Origin of the sequence: Curtanaerobium respiraculi (assembly GCF_024609215.1) — a bacterium.
GTDB lineage: Bacteria > Actinomycetota > Coriobacteriia > Coriobacteriales > Eggerthellaceae > Curtanaerobium > Curtanaerobium respiraculi.
This window is the reverse complement of sequence record NZ_JANIPD030000003.1, coordinates 1-17,549: the sequence shown is the minus strand read 5'-3', so window position 1 is coordinate 17,549 and position 17,549 is coordinate 1. Positions and strand designations below refer to the sequence as shown.

Sequence of the window (17,549 nt, the reverse complement as noted above, 5' to 3'; positions counted from 1 at the left end):
CCCGTCAAGGAGATTCCCCATGAATACGAGTAAGAAGAAAGCGCTCATAATCATCGCGGTATTCGTCGTCGTCATTGCGCTTGCCGCCACAGCGTATTCCGCGCTCTCCCAGCAGAACGCCTCCCCGCAAATGGCGCCTTCGAGCACATCCTCGACCGCGGGCAGCCAATCGGGCACCGCCGCGAAATCAAGCTCGTCGAAAACCGTCACCGCCCCCAGCAGCACGGTGTACGCAGCAGATGGCACGCAGACCACCCTGAAGAACATTGCAGACGGCAAGCCGATGGTGGTGAATTTCTGGGCAACATGGTGCCCGTACTGCCTGGACGAAATGGACGACCTGCAAAAGCTCTACGAGGAATACGGAGGCAAGGTCCAATTTGCCATCGTCAACGTAGCGGACAAGAACGGCGAAGCGGAATCGGGCGCCGCCTACATCTCCGAGCACGGCTACACCTTCCCCGTCTACTACGATACCGACCACAACGGGTTGGCCGACTATCAGGTGAGCGGTCTTCCCACCACCGCCATCATCGGGGCCGACGGCTCGATGATCAGCTACACGCCGGGCCGCCTGACCATGTCTAAAATGGCATCGGCGCTCGACGCTCTGTAAGCCCCGTACATGTCGCATTCCCGCATCTTGCAGCAACTGCAAAGCACACGTGCCTTTTTCTGCGAGCAAGAGGGCGGCGAATATATACACGAGGTCACGGATCGGGGCGGAGGATGCCGATGCTCTATTTCCTGAGCAGCGAAACCGAGCGAATGGCGGAGAAGACGGCGCATTTCGTCAAGCTGGGCGGGCGCGAGGGCGAACTTGTCCGCGTGTACCCGCACCACCAGCGGCACATGGTCTGGGGATTCGGCGGGGCGATCACGGAAGCATCCGCCGTCACGTTCGCCCGTATGGACGCTTCGCGGCAAAATGAGTTCTTGCAGCAATGCTTCAGCGAACAAGGCAGCCGCTACAACATGGTGCGCATCGCGTTGCAAAGCTGCGATTTCACGTTGGCACCCTATGAATACGAAAGCGACCCGGCGGACACAGGCTTCGCGAAGTTCACCATCGCCCACGAACTTGAATACGTGATCCCCCTGCTCAAACGCATTCAGCAGGTCAATCCGGCCGTGCAATTCATCGCCAGCCCCTGGAGCCCTCCCGCATTCATGAAAAGCACCCGCATTCGCCAAGCCGGCGGAAGCCTGCGCAAAAAGCATTACCAGAACTGGGCGATGATGGTGGCGCTGGCGCTGCTGGGCTTTCGCGACCACGGCATCGACATCGGCCGCGTGACCGTGCAAAATGAACCGCACTTCTCCGCACCGTGGGACTCGTGCCGCTACACCGCCGAATCCGAGCTCGCCTTTGCGGCGCGGTTCCTACGCCCGGTATTGGATGCCGCCGGCTTGGAGCACGTGCGCATCCTGGGCTGGGATCATAACAAAGAGCGCTTGCTTGACCGGGCGGATGCCTACCTGGGAAGCCCGAAGGGATCGCACGCCTTCGCGGGCATGGCGTTCCACATCTATTCGGGCGACCATTTCGAGGCAGTGCGCGAGGTGCGACGCTGCTATCCCGCCGCCGATTTGATCCTCACCGAAGGGTGTATGGAGTACAGCGATTTCGACGAGTCGCGTGCGCTCGTCCATGCGGAAAAGTACGCGCATGAATGGCTGGGGGATATCCGGGCTGGTGCCAATGCCTGCCTGGATTGGAACATCCTCCTCGACGAGACGGGCGGGCCCACCTACGTGGGGAATTTCTGCGATGCGCCGTTGATGCTCGATCGCCGATCGGGCGAATTGCGCGACGCGCTTGCGTTCTCGTACCTACGCCATCTGACGCGCTTCATCCAGCCGCGCGCCCGCGTGTGCGCATGCAGCAGCTTCACATCCCGCTTGGAGACGCTCGCCGTCATCAATCCCGATGACACACGCGGTTTCGTCGCGCTCAACCGCACCGGCGACGACATCGATTTCGGCCTCACCGACGGAGATCGCCTGTGGCAGATCGCATCCCCCGCACACAGCATACTGTCCGCCATGTGGAAGTAGGGATGGAAAGGCGCATGAGGGAAGAGAACCGAACCTTCCCGCACACAGCATACTGTCCGCCACGTGGGAATAGGACGCGAAACGCCTGCGATCGGCTCGAATCGAAGCCATCCGATCGGAAGCAGGATCCAAGCACGCGGCGCACCGCGAGCGCCGGACTCGATCCGGCTGCAGCACAAACCAACGCAGAAGAGTCCGGGAGCCGCTGACGCTCCTTGGGACCCTCTGAACACCTTATGTACATGGGCCAGCCCGTCTGGCCCATTTTTTTGCTGTATGCGAAAAAATCAAGTGAACGCTTTTGAAGCAGTGGAACGCAGTTGCCCCTGGAAGATTGATTATCTTCCAGGGGCAACAAGCGGAACGGGGCGTCCCAAGGGACGCCAGGAGCTCCCGGACCGGCCCGTAGGCCCCTACCCTTCCGCAGGCGCTCCCGCATCGCACACGCGGCGGGCGAGCAGCATGTATGCCAATACGCAGGCGGCGATGACGCCCACGACGATCATGATCTCGGGCAGCGTCGGCATGTAGCTGCCGAACTGCGCATAAGCGGTGTCGCCGACCAAGTTAACGTTGCCGACGGTCACGCCTTCCGCCCCCTGCACGTTGGGCACCTGGAAACCGGTGAACAGAAGCCACACGCGCTTGCAGAACACGCCCAGCACGTTAAGGGCGCAGGCGACGATCATCAGCCCGGTCCTCCGCCGGTTCGCGCGCGGCGCGAGCATCACGAAGGGGATGATGACGCCGGCGATGATCTCGAACCAGAAGAACGGCGCGGTGGGACCGGTCGCCAACATGGCGAGGTAGTCGCCATAGCTGCCGCCCGGATACGCCATGGTAAGGATCTCGCATCCCACCATGTACCCGTCGACGGCGATGAACACGCACAGCAGGCCGGCCAGGTCAGCGATCAGATCCCCGTCCACCTTGAACACATCGAATTTTTCCAGCAAGGCCATCACGATGAGCAGCAAGGCAAGCCCGCTATCCAAAGCGCTCGCGACGAACAGCGGCGCCATGATGGAGCTGTACCATTCGCGGCCGATCTGCAGACCGAAGATCCAAGCGGTCACGCTGTGCACGAGGATGGCGACGGGCAGCGCGATGAAGCTGGCGATCTTCTGCTTGCGATGATCGGGGTTCTTGCGCGTGTACAGATAGATGTACACCAGATTCATGACCAGGTAGATTGTGATGACCGTCATATCCCACACCAGCGGGCTGCTGGGGTTCGGGCCGGTGAGGATGCGCCAGATGCGCACGATGCCGCCCAGGTCGAGCAGGATGAACGCACCGGCGGCGCAGATGCACACCGTGGAAAGCAGGATGGCGGGTTTGGCGATCGCCTTGAATGGTTTGATGTTGAACACGCTCGCGCTGCTCGCCACGATCAGCCCTCCCGCGGAAAGCCCCACGAAGAACATGAACATGCAAATGTACGTTCCCCATGAGACAAGATTGCTCATCCCGGTGATCGAAAGGCCCATGACCTGCTGATACACCCAGCATCCGAAAGCGACGGCGGCAAGCGCCCCACATACGACCATGACGGGCTTGGCTGCCCTGGAACTTGTTTGATTCATTTTCGGCACCTCCTAGCGGATGTAGTGGACTTGCGGGTTCGTCTGCTTCTCGGCGAGAAGTTGATAACAGCCGTCCTCGCGCAGCAGTTGGGACACGTCGGACTCCGGATCGTCCAAATCGCCGAATATGCGCGCATCCGCCGGGCAACATTCGACACACATGGGCTGGAGCCCCTTATCGGTTCGCTCGGCGCACAACGTGCACTTCTCCATCACGCCCTTGATACGGACCGGGACATCCGCATCACCGTAGTTGAACCCGGTCGAGCGCACCGGCTCGTTCCAGTTGAACGTGCGGGCGTTGTACGGACAGGCGGCCATGCACATGCGGCAGCCGATGCACTTGTCGTAGTCGATCTCCACGCGGCCCAAGGCATCCTTGTAGGTGGCACCGGTCGGGCACACCTTCTGGCAGGCCGGGTTCTCGCAGTGCTGGCACGCCAGCGGCAGGTACGAGCGGGACAGATTCGGGTACGTGCCCACGGCACCGTCCAGCACGTCGGCACCCTCGGTCAAAACGCGGTTCCACAGCATGTTGTCGGGAACGTTATTCTGCATCTTGCAGGCGAGGGAGCAGGTATGGCATCCGATGCAGCGCGTCTGCTTGATGACGATGGCTAGTTTCGTCATTGCTATTCACCAGCCTTTTTAATATCGATGAGGGTATCGTTGAAGGGGATCATGGGGCCGAAGTTCAACGCGTAGCCGCGCGGGTTCAGTGTGTCGTTGGTCACGCTCTGCATGAGCGTCCCGTCGAGGTACTGCCGATACGTGCTTTCCGCCATGAAGGCGGTTTCCGGGCGCACCGCGTTGTTCACCAGGAGCTTCGTCTTGAAACTGCCGCGGTCGTTGAAAACCTCCACCTTGTCGCCGGATTCCAAACCGCGCGCCTTTGCGTCGGCGGGGTTCATCTCGATATGCGGCTCGAATATCTGCTGCACCCAGTTAGCTCCGGAATACGCGGAGTGAACGCGGAAGCGGGTGCGGCTTTGCGTGAACGCAAGAGGATACTTCTCGCGCAGCGGATTCTCGGGATACGCCTCGTTGGGCGCCTCCCACGCGGGAAACGCCTGGCCCCATGAAAGCAGGTTTTCGTAGTACGGCTCTTGGCGCGTGGACGGCGTTCCCAGCGTATACCCCACCTCGGGACCTAACGGATCGTCCGTGCCCAACAGCTTCAAGGCGCCCTTCGCTTCGGCGAGTTTCTCCAAAGTGAAGCCCTCGGTCATGGGATCGCCGCTCTGCAGCATCGCCCGCGCGAACTCTTCGCCATCGGCGGGATACAGGTCGCCGAGCCCCATCGCTTCCGCGATGCCTTTTTCGATATAGAAATCGCTCTTCGCCTCGAACAGCGGGTCGAGCACCTTCTGGTTCTCGAGGATGTACCCGTTGGCGCACTTCACGCCGCCTACCTCGTCGGCGCATTCGAACTTGCTGCATACCGGGAGCACCAGGTCGACGTAATCCGTCACGCTGCTCTGGTAGATGTCGGCTAGGCAGATGAAATCGAGCGAATCGATCCATTCCAGCGTCTTGCTCCAGTTCGCCGCCTTCTGCGTGGGGATGTCGCCGAAGAACATGGCCGCATGAATGGAGTCGTCCTTCTGCACCATATCGTAGAAGCCCATCGGGCTCTTGGCGGGCTCCCTATTCGCCGTGGGGAGCCACGGCCCCATGTTCACCGAGTACGGAGTCACATGGTAGCCGTATATGCCGATGCCCGTTCCGCGCTTGCCGTAGTTGTCCGTTAGCGAGGCGATGAGCGCGTAGCAGTGGCCGGCGATGTCGTTGTTGCCGAACTTGTCGATGCCGCCGACGCCGTTGTCGATGATGCTGGGGCCTTCCGCATACTCCGTGGCGACCTGCGCGATGACATCTGCGCCGACCCCGCACGTTTTTTCCGCCCAATCGAGCGTGTACATCCGCGTCTCTTCCAGCAAGCGCGTGAATTCGGTGACGTAGGTGCGGCCGTTCACCGCGAACGTGCCTTGCAATGCAGGCGAAGCGCCCGGTGTGTTGCACGGGACGGCGGCGTTGGAAGCCGTATCCCACACATACGGAGCGGGCTTGACCGGCATCATCTGGCCCGAGATCGGGTTCTCCGCCTGCGCGACGTCGCCCAGGACCTCCCCCGTTTCCGCGTCCACCAAGAAGGGGAAGCTCGTGTGCGCGAGCAAGTGCGCCTCTGAGTAGAGCTTCTTGTCCAAGATGTAGCGGATCATGCCCAGGAAGAACGCCGGATCGGTGCCGGGACGCAGGTTCACCCACTGGCTCGCCTTGCCCGCTGTCTGGCTGAAGCGGGGGTCGATGCAGATGATCTTCGTGCCGGCTTCCTTGGCGTCCAGCATGGCCCGCGACCACATCATGCTCGTCTCGACCATGTTGTGGTTCACCATCAGCACGACCTTCGCCTGCGGCCATTCCCACACGGTGTTCATGGCGAACATCCCAGAAAAGCCCATGCCCTGGCCCTGGCCGTTGCCCTGGCCCATATCGTAGCCGTTCAAACCGCCCGCATGCGCGCCGAGGACGCTCGAAAGCAGCGGGGTGAACCGCTGCTGCGCCTCGGTGGAGTATTGGATCCACAGGCTTTCCCGGCCATACTTCTCCTGGGCGCCCTTGAAGTTGTCGGCGATCATCTGGAATGCCTCGTCCCAGGTTATCGCTTCGAACTCGCCGCTGCCGCGCTCTCCCACGCGCTTCATGGGCCGTTGCAGGCGTGCTTCGCCGTAGATGTGCTGGATTTCGGAAATGCCCTTCAAGCAGATGTTGTGGAACCGCTTGTCCTCGTTGGGCCGAGGCTCCAACTTAATCAGACGCCCATCGCGCACCGTGCATTCGAGCATGCAGTTGCAGAGGCAGTGCTCGTTATGGTACGTGTACGCAACCTTCTCCTCCGCCTCGGCATGCGCCTTCGCGGGCGCAAGCCATCCTGATGCACTGGCCATCGCTCCTGCGGCAGCCAAGCCCGCCGCGCCTGCCGCGATGCCTTTGACAAAGCCTCGACGGCTGGTCATAGGCGATTGCACGTTCTCTCGCATCGCTTCTCCCCCATTCTCGCCTTTGGGGCGCTCCCCCCCAACCTTTCACTCACGCGCGCTGCCGCCGATGGTAAAATCTCCGCGATGTTTATCGGGTTCTCCCACGGAATTGCCCCGACGGCGTTGCGCCTGCTTGAAGGGTAAAAGCGTGCGCATCCGCATTCACTGCCCAGTTTTTTGCGACAGGGGCTTACGCCACGCTTTCGAGGAAGTGGGCATTTTGGAGAGGAAAGGCTGATGGGCGAATCGAATAAAAACGACCTGCGGGCGCAACGCACGCGGCATGCGATCAGGCGGGCATTCACGGAGCTGCTACTCGAGACGGACGCGAGCAAGATAACGGTGAAAGCGATTTCGGATCGCGCGGAAATAAACCGCAAAACCTTCTATCTGCATTACGAGACGCTCGACGCGCTTTTCGACGAGGTGCTGAATGGGGTCCTCGATGAATATTTCAAAAACCATGAGGAAACTCCCGAAACACCCGAGGATATCGACGGCCACGCGCAGCGCTTCTTCCGCTATCTTGCGCAGCTGCCGCCCCACATCGAAAGGCTTATATTCAAGCGCAATTACTACGGATTCGGACGCAAGCTCTACGAAACGCAAATGCTTCGATACCGGGATGCAGGGAATCCGTTCGGGTGGATGCCCGTGGACCAGCAGGATCTGGTGCTGCATTTCATACGCATGACGGCGTTCGATTGGTACCGCGAATGGGTGCGCAACGGCAAGAAGGTCCCGATCGACGACGCGGCTCGCCTGCTCGGCAACGTGACCTGCCACGGCGTGGAAGGACTCATGCGGTAGCAAGGCCACAAGCAAGAACTGCAGCTCAATGGATGGAACCGAGCATGGGCCCTGACAGGTATCTAAGCCATTTCGCCGCAACCAGCCCTCTCGCGATCCGGTCTCTATCAGTATTGACGTACGCAAGAACGTACGGTATCTTTTAGCGTACACAAGAACGTACGCTTTTGGGATTGGAGACGCCATGACTTCCATTACCGCTACGACGGCTCGCAAGGACATATATCGGCTCATCGACCAGGTGAACGCCGAAAGCACGCCGGTATCCATCACCAGCACCAAAGGCAAGGGCGCGGTACTCGTCGGAGAAGACGACTGGGCCGCCATCGAGGAAACCCTTGCGCTCGCCTCCATTCCCGGCATGGTCGAAACCCTGATGGCAAGCCACGCGGAATCCCTCGAGGAATGCGTCGACGAGAGCGAGCTGGATTGGTAACCCATGTACTTGGTGAAGTTTGCCAAACGTGCCGTCAAGGACGCGAAGAAATTGAAATCGGCCGGGCTCGACGGCAAGGCGAAGGAGCTCGTAGCGATCGTCCGTGCAGATCCGTTCCGCAATCCCCCTCGATACGAGGCGCTTGTCGGCAACCTATCGGGCATGTATTCCCGCCGAATCAGCATCCAGCACCGATTCGTCTACGAAGTGATCGCGAACCCCCTCACCGAGGACGGCATCGAGTACGACGGTGCCGTCAAGGCGCTGAGCATGTGGGCGCATTACGAGGACCCGTAGCCCGATCCACCATCGCCGTCCGGCGAATTCCAGGCAACGGCCGCCGACTACGGGAGCATTGCGCTGCGGAATCGAAACGTGAAAATCCGTATGATTGTGATTAACCCACGGTCAAGCGCAATAAGGCTTCCTTTCCTGCTTCCGGGGATGTCCAAACTCGGTTCTCCGATGAACGTACCGCCAAGCGTAACGATGAGTGCAGTACCGACCGGGACTATTCCGCGTGATTCCGATAGGGGCAGGACAGCAGGTGGTCGTTATACACGCCGATGCCCTGCAAATAGGAGTAGACGATCACCGGCCCTACGAACTTGAACCCGCGCTTTTTCAGGTCTGTGCTCACGATTTCGGACATCTCGTCGCAGGCGGGCATGTCCGCCATGCTCCCCAGCCGATGGTCCACCACCTTGCCGTCGGTGAAGTGCCAGATGTACGCGTCGAAACTTCCCCATTCGCGCTGAACTTCCAAAAACGCCTGCGCGTTCGAGACCGCGCATCGAACCTTGGCGCGGTTGCGGATCACCCCGGGGGCTGCCAGCACACGCTCGATCTCCACATCGTCGTAGGCGGCCACCTCCGCCGGATCGAAATCATCGAACGCAGCGCGTATGGCCCGCTCCTTCAGCAGGATCGTCTTCCATGAAAGCCCCGCCTGCATGCCCTCCAGCTCGAGCATAGCGAACAACTCACGGTCATCGTGCTGGGGCACGCACCAACGCGCATCATGATAAGCAGCTTCCTCGACAGTCGCGCTCCCCCAGCAGCGCTCCACATCGCATTCGCCCACGCTCCGCTCCTTCCACCATGCTTGCAGGTTCGATTGTATCCTTTGCCGCAGTCGCGAACCGCGAGAACGCTTCTCCCCGCGGGCTTGCGGACTCGATCGCATCCTCCGCCATCGCGTGAGCCTATATCCCGGTGCCGATATGGACCGACTCCGACTGCACTCGAAAACCATTCCACCCGCATTTCCCGCGTGCGCCGGATATCCGGAGGGATGAATCCAGCCGGACGAACGTCGTGGCAAAGACATGGTCTACGCGGAGAGCCGTCTGAAACGAGCGCCAGCCCGCGCATCGTCACCGGAGATAACGCAACTCCGTATCCCACCCCGAGCATTTTCGCGCTCCTATAGGACCGCTGCACTGCAATGCCTGGATGCCTGCGCCAGATTGACCCCGAAAAAGGCGGGTGGCGGCTACTCCCGGCCCGTCCAGCAGTAGGTGCACACCTTCGCGGGATCGATGCCGATGGCCTCCAACATGCCGTCGAGCGTCTGGTACGACAGGCTGCTGAAGCCCATCTCCTCGCAAATCGCCTTGAGCATGCACTGTCCGCGCTCGGTGCGGTTGTCCGCGTACTCGTCCAGGTGCTGCTCGCCCTCGTCGCCTTCGAGCTCGCGCACCTTGCGCCGCGCGATCAGCTCGTAATCGCTGTTGCTGCGGCTGAACGAGAGATATTTGCATCCGTACATGATCGGCGGGCAGGCGCTGCGCATATGCACTTCGGAGGCGCCTGCGTTGTACAGGAAGTCAACCGTCTCGCGCAGCTGCGTGCCGCGCACGATGCTGTCATCCACCAGCAGCAGCCTCTTGCCGTCTATGAGCTCCGGCACCGGCACCTGCTTCATCTTCGCCACGCGGTTGCGGACCTTCTGGTTCGCGGGCATGAACGACCTCGGCCAGGTGGGAGTGTATTTCACGAACGGGCGCTCGAACGGCTTGCCCGCCTCGTACGCGAAGCCGATGCCATGCGGCAAGCCGGAATCGGGCACGCCGCCGACGCTGTCCACATCGGGGAGGACGCCGCGGGCTGCCTCGTCGCGGGCCATGAGGGCGCCGTTGCGGTACCGCATGGTCTCCACGTTCACACCTTCGTATGTGCTGTTCGGGTAGCCGTAGTACACCCATAAAAACGCGCAGATGCGCATCTCGTCGCGAGCGGGAGAGAGCACCTCGTAGCCATCCGCCGTGACTTTCACGATCTCGCCGCTGCCGAGCTCGTATTCGTCGACGTAGCCCAGCTTGCCATAGGCGAATGATTCGAATGTCACGGAATAGCCGTCGTCGTCCTTGCCGATGAGCACGGGCAGGCGCCCCATGCGATCGCGCGCGGCGATGAACGAGCCGTCCTCCAGCATCAACAGCATGGTCAATGATCCGTCGGTCACCTCCTGCGCGAACCGGATGCCTTCGACCAGGTCGGCCTTCTGGTTGATGAGCGCGGCGACCAGCTCCGTGGTATTGACCTCGCCCGAGCCGCGCACGGAGAATTGCACGCCCTTCTTGGAGAAGTCCTCGATCAGCCTTTCGGCGTTGCGCACGAAACCGACGGTCGCAACGGCGAAAACACCTAGGTGGGAGCGCATGAGAAGCGGCTGCGGATCGGAGTCGCTGATGCAGCCCATGCCGGAGCAGCCGTGCATGGTGGCCAGGTCGTCCTCGAAGCGCGTGCGGAAGGGGGTGTTCTCGATCGAGTGGATTTCGCGCTGGAAGCCGCTATCGGGATCCTTGTACACCAATCCGCCGTACTTCGTTCCCAAGTGCGAATGGTAATCCACACCGAAGAACACGTCGATCGTCACATCTCGGTGCGAAGTCGCTCCGAAGAATCCACCCATGGCTGCCCTCTCGTCGGCATTTACACTCCGTTTCGACAGTATAGCGAAGCAATGTGTCATCGAAGTTAATCCACATTTCGCTCTTTGGGCTTTCATTTTGATGCTGAAGGAGGAGCGATAATCGCGTGGTCAGGGTATCAGGATATGGTCCCATCGCTCCTTTTCGTCAATCAAGCACGCCGGTACTCGCGCGACGATGTGGCACCGATCGCTACCAGCTCGCCCGCCTCGACCGCTTTCGACAGGTGTCTGAGCGCCGTTCTCGCGCTGACCCTCGCGACCGCGGCCACGCTGCTTGCCGTAACAGATCCGCGTGAGTCGAGAAGCGCTCGTATCACCTGGTCCACATTCGCCATGGGAGCGGAGACAGGATTGTCGCGCTCGACACTCCCGGGCGATTCGACGGTTACATGGGCCTCGAACACATCACCGTCAACAAGCTCTGGCTCCGTCCCCGTATACGCATTCGAGTACTTGTACAGGTTCCGCGTGCCGCTCCCCATCTCTTCCGCTAGGGAAGCACTGATTAATTCCGCCTTGGCCGGGGACGGCGGGCTGAGTGCCGGGGCGGCGAAAGGCGAGCGAGCGCGCTGACGTGCGTGAACGAGGGTTGAGCCGCTCCGGCGCCAGCATGCCGTTCTCGGGCTGGCGGAATTCATCGGCGGTTCCCTAGGCCTATCTGCGTGAAGAAATCCGCTATCAGGGGGTTTTTGGGGCGGGGGGAGAAGTCGGCGAGCGTGATCCGCCCATTGAACACGGATCGGCTCGCGTTCTTCGTATGCAAGCCGTCTGCGTCGATGACCAGCTGTGCGGGCATCGAACTCAGGAACTCGCGGTGAATGAGAAGGTTCGACACGAGTTCCCTCACAATGACGTCGCGTGCGCTTACTCGGATGTCGCCCTCGAGCAGGAACCTGTCGGGAAGATGCCTGCGTGCGAATGCGCTCAGCTGCTCGTAGGAGTCGATAAGATTCGTCCTGATCATGAGACGGTCGTCGTAGCGATCGGTGTTTTCGAGGCGCACGACCGCATCGGTCATATACGCCGGGCATACGGACCTGATGGTCTCGTCGGTTCCCAGAAGCAGCGCCGCAGCGAGCGTGTAGCCGGTTTCGCCCGTCTCCCTGTCCCGATCGTAGAGCCCCGCCGTCCTGAGCAGTTCCTCGTCGTCCATCTTTCCCCATGCATGGTCTCGCTTGTTGGCGACGGCCATCTTCCGGGCACGGTCGATGAGATCGGGACGGAGGTCGGTCGCCTTCATGAAGGGGTATACCTTTTGCTCGGAGTAGTACCCCTTCTTGCGTATGTACATCAGCGAGATGCGGTCGTCACTGGTCGTCTTCACGTCGACATCGGCGACGCGATCGTAGATAACGCCCTTGAAGCGGTAGACCGAGGGCGAACTTCTCTGGCGTCATCATCGTCTCCTACCGGCTTCGGACATCTTCGGACATCTTCGGACATCTTGCAAGGGAATGTCCGAAGATGTCCCAAGCCGGTAGAATACGTTTGCGAGAACGGGATTCCTTCGGACCGATGTGCTGTTGTTCAGGTACTCCTGCTCCGATATGCCGTTCGGCAGAGCGTTCACATCGGCAAGCATCTCCGCGGCTTTGTTGCAACCCCCGTCATCCACGCCGAAGAGGATCGTACCACCACCGTAGTTGGCAAATGCGGAGACGGTCTTCAGAGAGCCAGAGGAGACAATCTCCTTGAACTCGAGATTCCTCAATTCGCGTATCTCAATCCCTTCTTCATTGTTTTGCACCCGCCTTGCACGCGAAAAAAAGGGGTGCGTTTAAAAAATCAACCTACCTAATCGTTCGGATTGGCGATTGAATGAGAATAGAACGCGTTCCATAACGAGCTCGTCTGCCGCGGCTACAACATGGACGTCGGAGCGATCGAGCGCATCGAGGCGGATGGGGGCGGTCATCGAAACCGCGTAAAGCCCTGGCGCAACGAACAGGGAATGCTCATCGTCGGGTCGACAGATTTTCTCACCGACCCCGCCCTCATCGACGCATAGCTCAGGCGGGTATTCCGAAAACCCGTGATTGAACACGCGTTTACGGTATGCTGAAAGCCATCAATCGAGAAGCGGAGCGAGGCATGATGGAAGACATAGAAGGGGTGCTGATGAAGGTCTGCTCCCAACTGGGTATGGAACCATCGAGTGGCAATCCCTTCGACTGCGGAACGTACCTCGCCGGGGACGGAAGGAAGACGCGCGGGCATTACTGGTTCATCACCTACGCGGGCCACATCGCCGTGTCGAAATGCGACTTCTCGTTCACGAGCGACGTCGCTGCGGCCTTTCCGGCGGACACGCGCTACATTTCGCTTCGACTCGACTACGCGCAGCACCTTCCCCCCGGCAAGATCGTCGCCTTCCTCGAAGAGGCCGGCGGAAACGTGCCCGCCACCATGAAACGCGGCCTGCGGGTGGCGTATACCGAGGTCATGTATTTGCCTTCGTTCTACGAATCTCATCTGCGGGAAAGCTTCGGCGGTTACCCTGCCAACCCGACGGATGTCCTTCGGAGCATCGCCGGCGAGCACAACTGGTCCACCCAGGTCATGACAGCGCTCGACGATGTACGCAACTGTACGCTCGCCGGCGCCGCAGCACAGCTCTTCTGCGTCGGCAAAGCGTACGAGCTGATGGCGGCCCTCCTGCAGATGGGGAATGAGCGCCTTCCGAAACAGAGCGCCGATTACGAGCGTGTGAGCGCCGTCATAGCCTACATCAACGAGAACTTCGCGAAGGAGATCGAGCAGAGCGAGCTGGTCCAAGTCGCGAGCATGAGCGCCACCAAGCTCAAGAACCTGTTCAAGCAGTTCACCGGCCTCACCGTTACGCAGTACGTACTGGAGCGTAAGACGGACCGGGCGATGCACCTTCTGTCCGACACGTCCATACCCATCTATCAGGTCGCACGGGAGGCGGGCTTTCAGACCGCAAGCGGTTTCGCCACGTCGTTCCGCAAACAGTCTGGCATGACGCCCAGGGAATACCGCACCTCCATGCGATCGAGCGTCATGCTCGACCCCTCTGCAGACGAGCACCTCACATTCGGCTCGTGAGCAGCTCCACGTAGCGCGCGTACAGGCCGCCTGCCTCCAACAGCTCGCCGTCCGTTCCGCTCTCTACAATTTTGCCGTCTCTCATCACCAAAATCTGGTCGGCATCCCGGACGGTTCCCAATCGGTGCGCGATGACGAGCAGGGTCTTGCCCTGCACGAGCTCGGTGATGGCTTCTTGGATGTAGCTTTCGTTATCGGGATCGACGCTGGCCGTCGCCTCGTCGAGGATGACGATGGGCGCATCCTTCAGGATGCATCGTGCGATGGAGATGCGCTGTTTTTCGCCACCGGAAAGGTTCGCCCCGCCTTCTCCCACCATGGTGTCGAACCCATCTGGCAACGCCTCGATGAAGTCGAGGCAGCGGGCCTTGCGCGCCGCCTCCACCACTTCCTCGCGCGTTGCGCCGGGCTTGCCAAAGGCTATATTGTTGAAAACCGTGTCCTGGAAAAGGTACACGCGCTGGAACACCATGCTGAGGTTGTCCATCAACTCGGCGAGCGGAACGTCCCGCACGTCTGCGCCCCGCACCCGTATCGACCCATCCGTCACGTCCCAGAACCGAGCGAGCAGCGATGCCGCCGTCGACTTGCCCGAGCCCGACGGTCCAACGAGTGCCGTCATCGTGTTGCCCGGCATCGCGAACGAGATGCCGTGGAGCACTTCCTTGTCCGAGTAGGCGAAGCGCACGCCATCGTAGATAACCTCGGGTATGGCGGGATTTGCCTTGTCCGGGATGTGCACCGCGCCACCGTCGCTAAGCTCGACCTCGGCGAACAGCGCGTCCATACGATCGAGGGATGCACTCATGATGGTGAGCTGGGCGCTTTGATTGTAGAGGGCGCGGAACGGCCCGAACAGGTCATACACGAACAACAGCATGCCGATGAGCATTGTGGCTTGAAGCATGCCGCGCGCGTTCAGGTAGAACGACAGGGCGACGATCGCGACCGCCCCCAAACCGTAAAGCAGGTTCAGCAATACGAACCAGGGGTTGTAGCGCCTCTCGAACGCGATGCTCGTCTCGCGGCTCCGCGCGAAGTTCCTGGTAAGCTCCCGAGCACGCTCCCCGAGCAGGTTGTACGTCTTGGCGACCGCAATACCCTCGGCGAAGTCGAGCACCGCGCTCGTCAGCTTCTCGCTTTGCTCCTGGCGCTTCACGGACTCGTCGATGGCAGTCCTTTTCATGCCCCGTGCAGTAAGGAGTACCAGCGCGGATACGATGACGGCTGCAAGCCCGAGGTAGGGGGAGAAGGCGCAGAGCAGCACGATCATGACGATTTCGGAGAAGACGTAGTTCATCATGTTCGCGATGTCGCTCATGCAGTTCTGCTCAACGTACGCCATATCGACCGACAGTACCGAGCTGATCTTGCCGATGTTGCCCTCGGTGAAGAACCCCATGGGAAGCTTGAGCAAATGCCGCCCGAGCTCGAGGCGCTTCTGGGCGAAGATCTCGTAACCCGCGCCCGACTGCAGGCGGTCGGTCGCGTTCTGCAGGACCATTTGAAACGCCAGGCAGACGAGGAAGGCGATGCCGACCCACAGGCACTGCGCCGCCGTGATCGCCTCATCGAAGAAGATCGCAAGGATGATGAATGACAGGATGATGGGCGCCTTGGAAAGGATAGATTTCACGAAGGCGAGCACGAATGCCAAGCGTATCGAGCCGCGCTTCGAGCCGGAAAGGTCCAAGACCCTGCGGATAAGCGAGATCATCGCGAGCCTCCTTCCTGCAGCGCCTCCGAACGCCTTGCGGTGCTCACGCTCCAGCTGGCGCTTCTCACGGACGCATCCCAGAGCTTGCGGTATTCGACGCTCGTCTCAAGCAGCTGACCATGCGTTCCCTGGGCGGCAATGCGCCCGTCGCTCATGACGACTATGCGGTCGGCTTCCTTGATGGAGGGGATCTTGTGCGCGATGATCACGACAGTCTTGCCCTTCACGATGTTCGCGATCGCCTCGTCCATCGCCCGCTCGTTTTCCGGGTCGATGAAGGCAGTCGCCTCGTCGAGCACCACGATGGGCGCGTCTTTGAGGATGGCGCGGGCCAAGGCGACGCGCTGACGCTCCCCGCCGGAAAGCTTGGCCCCGCCGGCCCCCGCAACAGAGTCGATCCCCTGATCAAGCCGGTCGAGGAACTCCGTGCATTGCGCCTTCCCGGCGGCGGAGAGCACCTCTTCGTCGGTTGCGCCCGGCCTGCCGATGCGGATGTTCTCGAGAATGCTCGTGTTGAAGAGGAAGAGCTCCTGCGATACGTAGGAAATCCGCTCGTTGAGCGCGGCGAGGCTCATGTCGCGCACATCCTGCCCCCCGATCGCGATCGAGCCGCCGGTCACGTCGTAGTAATGGGCGATGAGCTTGGCAAGCGTCGACTTGCCGCTTCCCGACTCCCCGACGATCGCCGTGGTGCTGCCGGCGGCGATGTCGAGGTCGATGCCTTTCAGCACCTCGGCATCGCCGTATGCGAAGCGGACGTTCGTAAGCGAGATGGAGTCGTCGACGCCCGTGAACGCACCATCGCTCTGCTGCAGCGGCTCGGCGGACAGGGCGTTCTCCAGCTCGTCGATCTTGTAGTTGATCTGCGGCATGCTCCCCATGAAGTTCACCGCGCGGATGAGCGGCGTGCCCGCGGCGATGCACATGCACAGCGACAGCACCAGATCGGGCACAGTCGATATCCCAAGCGTGCAGAACCAGGCGCCTACGGGCAGCGTGAACAGGCAGACGCAGGGGATGATGCTGCCGTACACCGCCATCCACGGCCAGCACACCTTGTACCAGGCCAGGGTGAAATCGCGGTAATCCTCGATCGACGAGCGGTACCGCTCATACGTCTGACCACCTTTGTTGAAGACCTTCACGACTTCCATCCCGTTGACGTACTCGATGATGGTGTCATTCATCTTCTGGCTGGCCGCGTAGTACGTTCCCATGCGCGCCGTGCCCACCTTGTACATCCTGCTCATGGCGAATGCCCCGATGGGCAATGTGAGAAGCGAGAGCAGCGCGAGCTTCCAGTCGACGAAGAAGAGACCGATAAAGATGATCACCGGGACAAGCGTCGTCGCCAGCCCTTCGGGCAGCGCATGGGCGATCATGGTCTCGAGCGAATCGATGTCGTCGACGAACATCTTCTTGAGCGAGCCGGTGCCCTTGTCCTGGATTGCGCCGAGCGGCTGCTGCTCCAGCTTCCCCTGCAGCGACCTGCGCAGGTTCTCCAGCGTGTGGTACGCGCTCTTATGGGACAGGTCGAGCCCCCACGCGTACAGCACGGCGTAGGCCACGGCGCACGCCGCCATGCCCGCGAGCCTCGAGACGAGCAACGCTTGGCCGGCCCCGCCCGCCATCACCGCGCACACGAGCTCGTAGATGAAGTAGAATGGGATGATATTGGCGATGGTCGCGACGACGAGCACCGCCGCAGCGGCGATGGTGTACTTCCTGTACGCACCCGCATACTCCAACAGCTTCGAAAACATTCCCGAGCTCCTATCTTTTAGTCGTTGCATTTTCGAGCCGATTATCGAATGCTTGTGGATGCAATGCAGATTCTGGCGGGCAGGGTTGCCGACATTTCGTGTGAGAGCCCCGCTTCTCGTAAAGGAGTCTGGCA

General features: G+C 60.7%; 17 protein-coding genes. 7 read left to right on the top strand and 10 right to left on the bottom strand.

The window, feature by feature from the left end:
• The first annotated feature begins 19 nt into the window (after positions 1-19).
• Together NOV21_RS02695 and NOV21_RS02690 are read left to right on the top strand one after the other, a co-directional pair.
• Positions 20-616 (top strand): TlpA family protein disulfide reductase, encoded by a 597-nt coding sequence (locus tag NOV21_RS02695; RefSeq protein ID WP_283171261.1) that lies wholly within the window; start codon positions 20-22, stop codon positions 614-616.
• Between the two features lie 119 nt (positions 617-735).
• Positions 736-2,058 (top strand): glycoside hydrolase family 30 protein, encoded by a 1,323-nt coding sequence (locus NOV21_RS02690; protein ID WP_283171260.1) that lies wholly within the window; start codon positions 736-738, stop codon positions 2,056-2,058.
• A 413-nt stretch (positions 2,059-2,471) separates the two neighbouring features.
• On the opposite strand, the gene nrfD is transcribed toward NOV21_RS02690, so the two are convergent.
• The 3 genes from nrfD to NOV21_RS02675 are packed head-to-tail and all read right to left on the bottom strand — an operon-like array spanning position 2,472 to position 6,685.
• A complete protein-coding gene (gene nrfD / locus NOV21_RS02685) occupies positions 2,472-3,644 on the bottom strand; it encodes an NrfD/PsrC family molybdoenzyme membrane anchor subunit (RefSeq protein WP_283171259.1) in 1,173 nt (390 codons plus the stop codon).
• A gap of 12 nt (positions 3,645-3,656) precedes the next feature.
• Positions 3,657-4,274 (bottom strand): 4Fe-4S dicluster domain-containing protein, encoded by a 618-nt coding sequence (locus tag NOV21_RS02680; RefSeq protein WP_283171258.1) that lies wholly within the window; start codon positions 4,272-4,274, stop codon positions 3,657-3,659.
• A 2-nt stretch (positions 4,275-4,276) separates the two neighbouring features.
• Entirely contained in the window at positions 4,277-6,685 is a 2,409-nt protein-coding gene (locus NOV21_RS02675; protein WP_283171257.1) for a molybdopterin-dependent oxidoreductase, read from the bottom strand.
• A gap of 237 nt (positions 6,686-6,922) precedes the next feature.
• Here NOV21_RS02675 and NOV21_RS02670 point away from each other — a divergent pair, with 237 nt between their 5' ends.
• From NOV21_RS02670 to NOV21_RS02660, 3 genes are all read left to right on the top strand, one after another.
• Positions 6,923-7,495, top strand: a complete 573-nt coding sequence (locus NOV21_RS02670; protein ID WP_283171256.1) for a TetR/AcrR family transcriptional regulator — start codon at positions 6,923-6,925, stop codon at positions 7,493-7,495.
• Positions 7,496-7,679: 184 nt separating this feature from the next.
• Complete coding sequence (locus tag NOV21_RS02665) at positions 7,680-7,931, top strand: type II toxin-antitoxin system Phd/YefM family antitoxin (RefSeq protein ID WP_283171255.1); 252 nt, start codon at positions 7,680-7,682, stop codon at positions 7,929-7,931.
• Positions 7,932-7,934: 3 nt separating this feature from the next.
• The gene (locus NOV21_RS02660) at positions 7,935-8,228 is read left to right on the top strand and encodes a Txe/YoeB family addiction module toxin (RefSeq protein ID WP_283171254.1); all 294 of its coding nucleotides are present in this window, start codon (positions 7,935-7,937) and stop codon (positions 8,226-8,228) included.
• A 214-nt stretch (positions 8,229-8,442) separates the two neighbouring features.
• Here NOV21_RS02660 and NOV21_RS02655 read toward each other — a convergent pair whose 3' ends face one another.
• From NOV21_RS02655 to NOV21_RS02635, 5 genes are all read right to left on the bottom strand, one after another.
• The gene (locus NOV21_RS02655; RefSeq protein WP_283171253.1) at positions 8,443-9,015 is read right to left on the bottom strand and encodes a DNA-3-methyladenine glycosylase I; all 573 of its coding nucleotides are present in this window, start codon (positions 9,013-9,015) and stop codon (positions 8,443-8,445) included.
• A 411-nt stretch (positions 9,016-9,426) separates the two neighbouring features.
• Positions 9,427-10,848, bottom strand: coding sequence for an amidophosphoribosyltransferase (locus NOV21_RS02650; RefSeq protein ID WP_283171252.1), 1,422 nt, complete (start codon positions 10,846-10,848; stop codon positions 9,427-9,429).
• Positions 10,849-11,018: 170 nt separating this feature from the next.
• Positions 11,019-11,351 (bottom strand): hypothetical protein, encoded by a 333-nt coding sequence (locus NOV21_RS02645; RefSeq protein ID WP_283171251.1) that lies wholly within the window; start codon positions 11,349-11,351, stop codon positions 11,019-11,021.
• A gap of 152 nt (positions 11,352-11,503) precedes the next feature.
• On the bottom strand, positions 11,504-12,193 hold the full coding sequence (locus NOV21_RS02640; RefSeq protein ID WP_283171250.1) for a hypothetical protein: 690 nt from the start codon (positions 12,191-12,193) through the stop codon (positions 11,504-11,506).
• Positions 12,194-12,265: 72 nt separating this feature from the next.
• Complete coding sequence (locus NOV21_RS02635; RefSeq protein WP_283171249.1) at positions 12,266-12,580, bottom strand: RNA/DNA-binding domain-containing protein; 315 nt, start codon at positions 12,578-12,580, stop codon at positions 12,266-12,268.
• A 156-nt stretch (positions 12,581-12,736) separates the two neighbouring features.
• Here NOV21_RS02635 and NOV21_RS02630 point away from each other — a divergent pair, with 156 nt between their 5' ends.
• Positions 12,737-12,877 carry a hypothetical protein gene (locus tag NOV21_RS02630; RefSeq protein ID WP_283171248.1) on the top strand — a complete coding sequence of 47 codons (141 nt, stop codon included), beginning with the start codon at positions 12,737-12,739 and terminating at the stop codon, positions 12,875-12,877.
• Positions 12,878-12,960: 83 nt separating this feature from the next.
• A complete protein-coding gene (locus NOV21_RS02625) occupies positions 12,961-13,935 on the top strand; it encodes a helix-turn-helix domain-containing protein (protein WP_283171247.1) in 975 nt (324 codons plus the stop codon).
• Here NOV21_RS02625 and NOV21_RS02620 read toward each other — a convergent pair.
• Both NOV21_RS02620 and NOV21_RS02615 read right to left on the bottom strand, forming a co-directional pair.
• Positions 13,919-15,652: an ABC transporter ATP-binding protein gene (locus NOV21_RS02620; RefSeq protein ID WP_283171246.1), complete on the bottom strand. Its 1,734-nt coding sequence runs from the start codon at positions 15,650-15,652 to the stop codon at positions 13,919-13,921. The genes NOV21_RS02625 and NOV21_RS02620 overlap by 17 nt on opposite strands.
• A complete protein-coding gene (locus NOV21_RS02615; RefSeq protein ID WP_283171755.1) occupies positions 15,649-17,415 on the bottom strand; it encodes an ABC transporter ATP-binding protein in 1,767 nt (588 codons plus the stop codon). The genes NOV21_RS02620 and NOV21_RS02615 overlap by 4 nt, the downstream gene beginning before the upstream one ends.
• Positions 17,416-17,549 lie beyond the last annotated feature (134 nt).

What these genes read in the sequence shown, in the direction of transcription:
- NOV21_RS02660 (WP_283171254.1), top strand. Translation starts at nt 7,935, where the DNA reads ATGTACTTGGTGAAGTTTGCCAAACGTGCCGTCAAGGACGCGAAGAAA.
- NOV21_RS02615 (WP_283171755.1), bottom strand. Translation starts at nt 17,415, where the DNA reads ATGTTTTCGAAGCTGTTGGAGTATGCGGGTGCGTACAGGAAGTACACC.
- NOV21_RS02625 (WP_283171247.1), top strand. Translation starts at nt 12,961, where the DNA reads ATGATGGAAGACATAGAAGGGGTGCTGATGAAGGTCTGCTCCCAACTG.
- NOV21_RS02670 (WP_283171256.1), top strand. Translation starts at nt 6,923, where the DNA reads ATGGGCGAATCGAATAAAAACGACCTGCGGGCGCAACGCACGCGGCAT.
- NOV21_RS02645 (WP_283171251.1), bottom strand. Translation starts at nt 11,351, where the DNA reads ATGGGGAGCGGCACGCGGAACCTGTACAAGTACTCGAATGCGTATACG.
- nrfD (WP_283171259.1), bottom strand. Translation starts at nt 3,644, where the DNA reads ATGAATCAAACAAGTTCCAGGGCAGCCAAGCCCGTCATGGTCGTATGT.
- NOV21_RS02680 (WP_283171258.1), bottom strand. Translation starts at nt 4,274, where the DNA reads ATGACGAAACTAGCCATCGTCATCAAGCAGACGCGCTGCATCGGATGC.
- NOV21_RS02695 (WP_283171261.1), top strand. Translation starts at nt 20, where the DNA reads ATGAATACGAGTAAGAAGAAAGCGCTCATAATCATCGCGGTATTCGTC.
- NOV21_RS02650 (WP_283171252.1), bottom strand. Translation starts at nt 10,848, where the DNA reads ATGGGTGGATTCTTCGGAGCGACTTCGCACCGAGATGTGACGATCGAC.
- NOV21_RS02690 (WP_283171260.1), top strand. Translation starts at nt 736, where the DNA reads ATGCTCTATTTCCTGAGCAGCGAAACCGAGCGAATGGCGGAGAAGACG.
- NOV21_RS02620 (WP_283171246.1), bottom strand. Translation starts at nt 15,652, where the DNA reads ATGATCTCGCTTATCCGCAGGGTCTTGGACCTTTCCGGCTCGAAGCGC.
- NOV21_RS02630 (WP_283171248.1), top strand. Translation starts at nt 12,737, where the DNA reads ATGGACGTCGGAGCGATCGAGCGCATCGAGGCGGATGGGGGCGGTCAT.
- NOV21_RS02665 (WP_283171255.1), top strand. Translation starts at nt 7,680, where the DNA reads ATGACTTCCATTACCGCTACGACGGCTCGCAAGGACATATATCGGCTC.
- NOV21_RS02675 (WP_283171257.1), bottom strand. Translation starts at nt 6,685, where the DNA reads ATGCGAGAGAACGTGCAATCGCCTATGACCAGCCGTCGAGGCTTTGTC.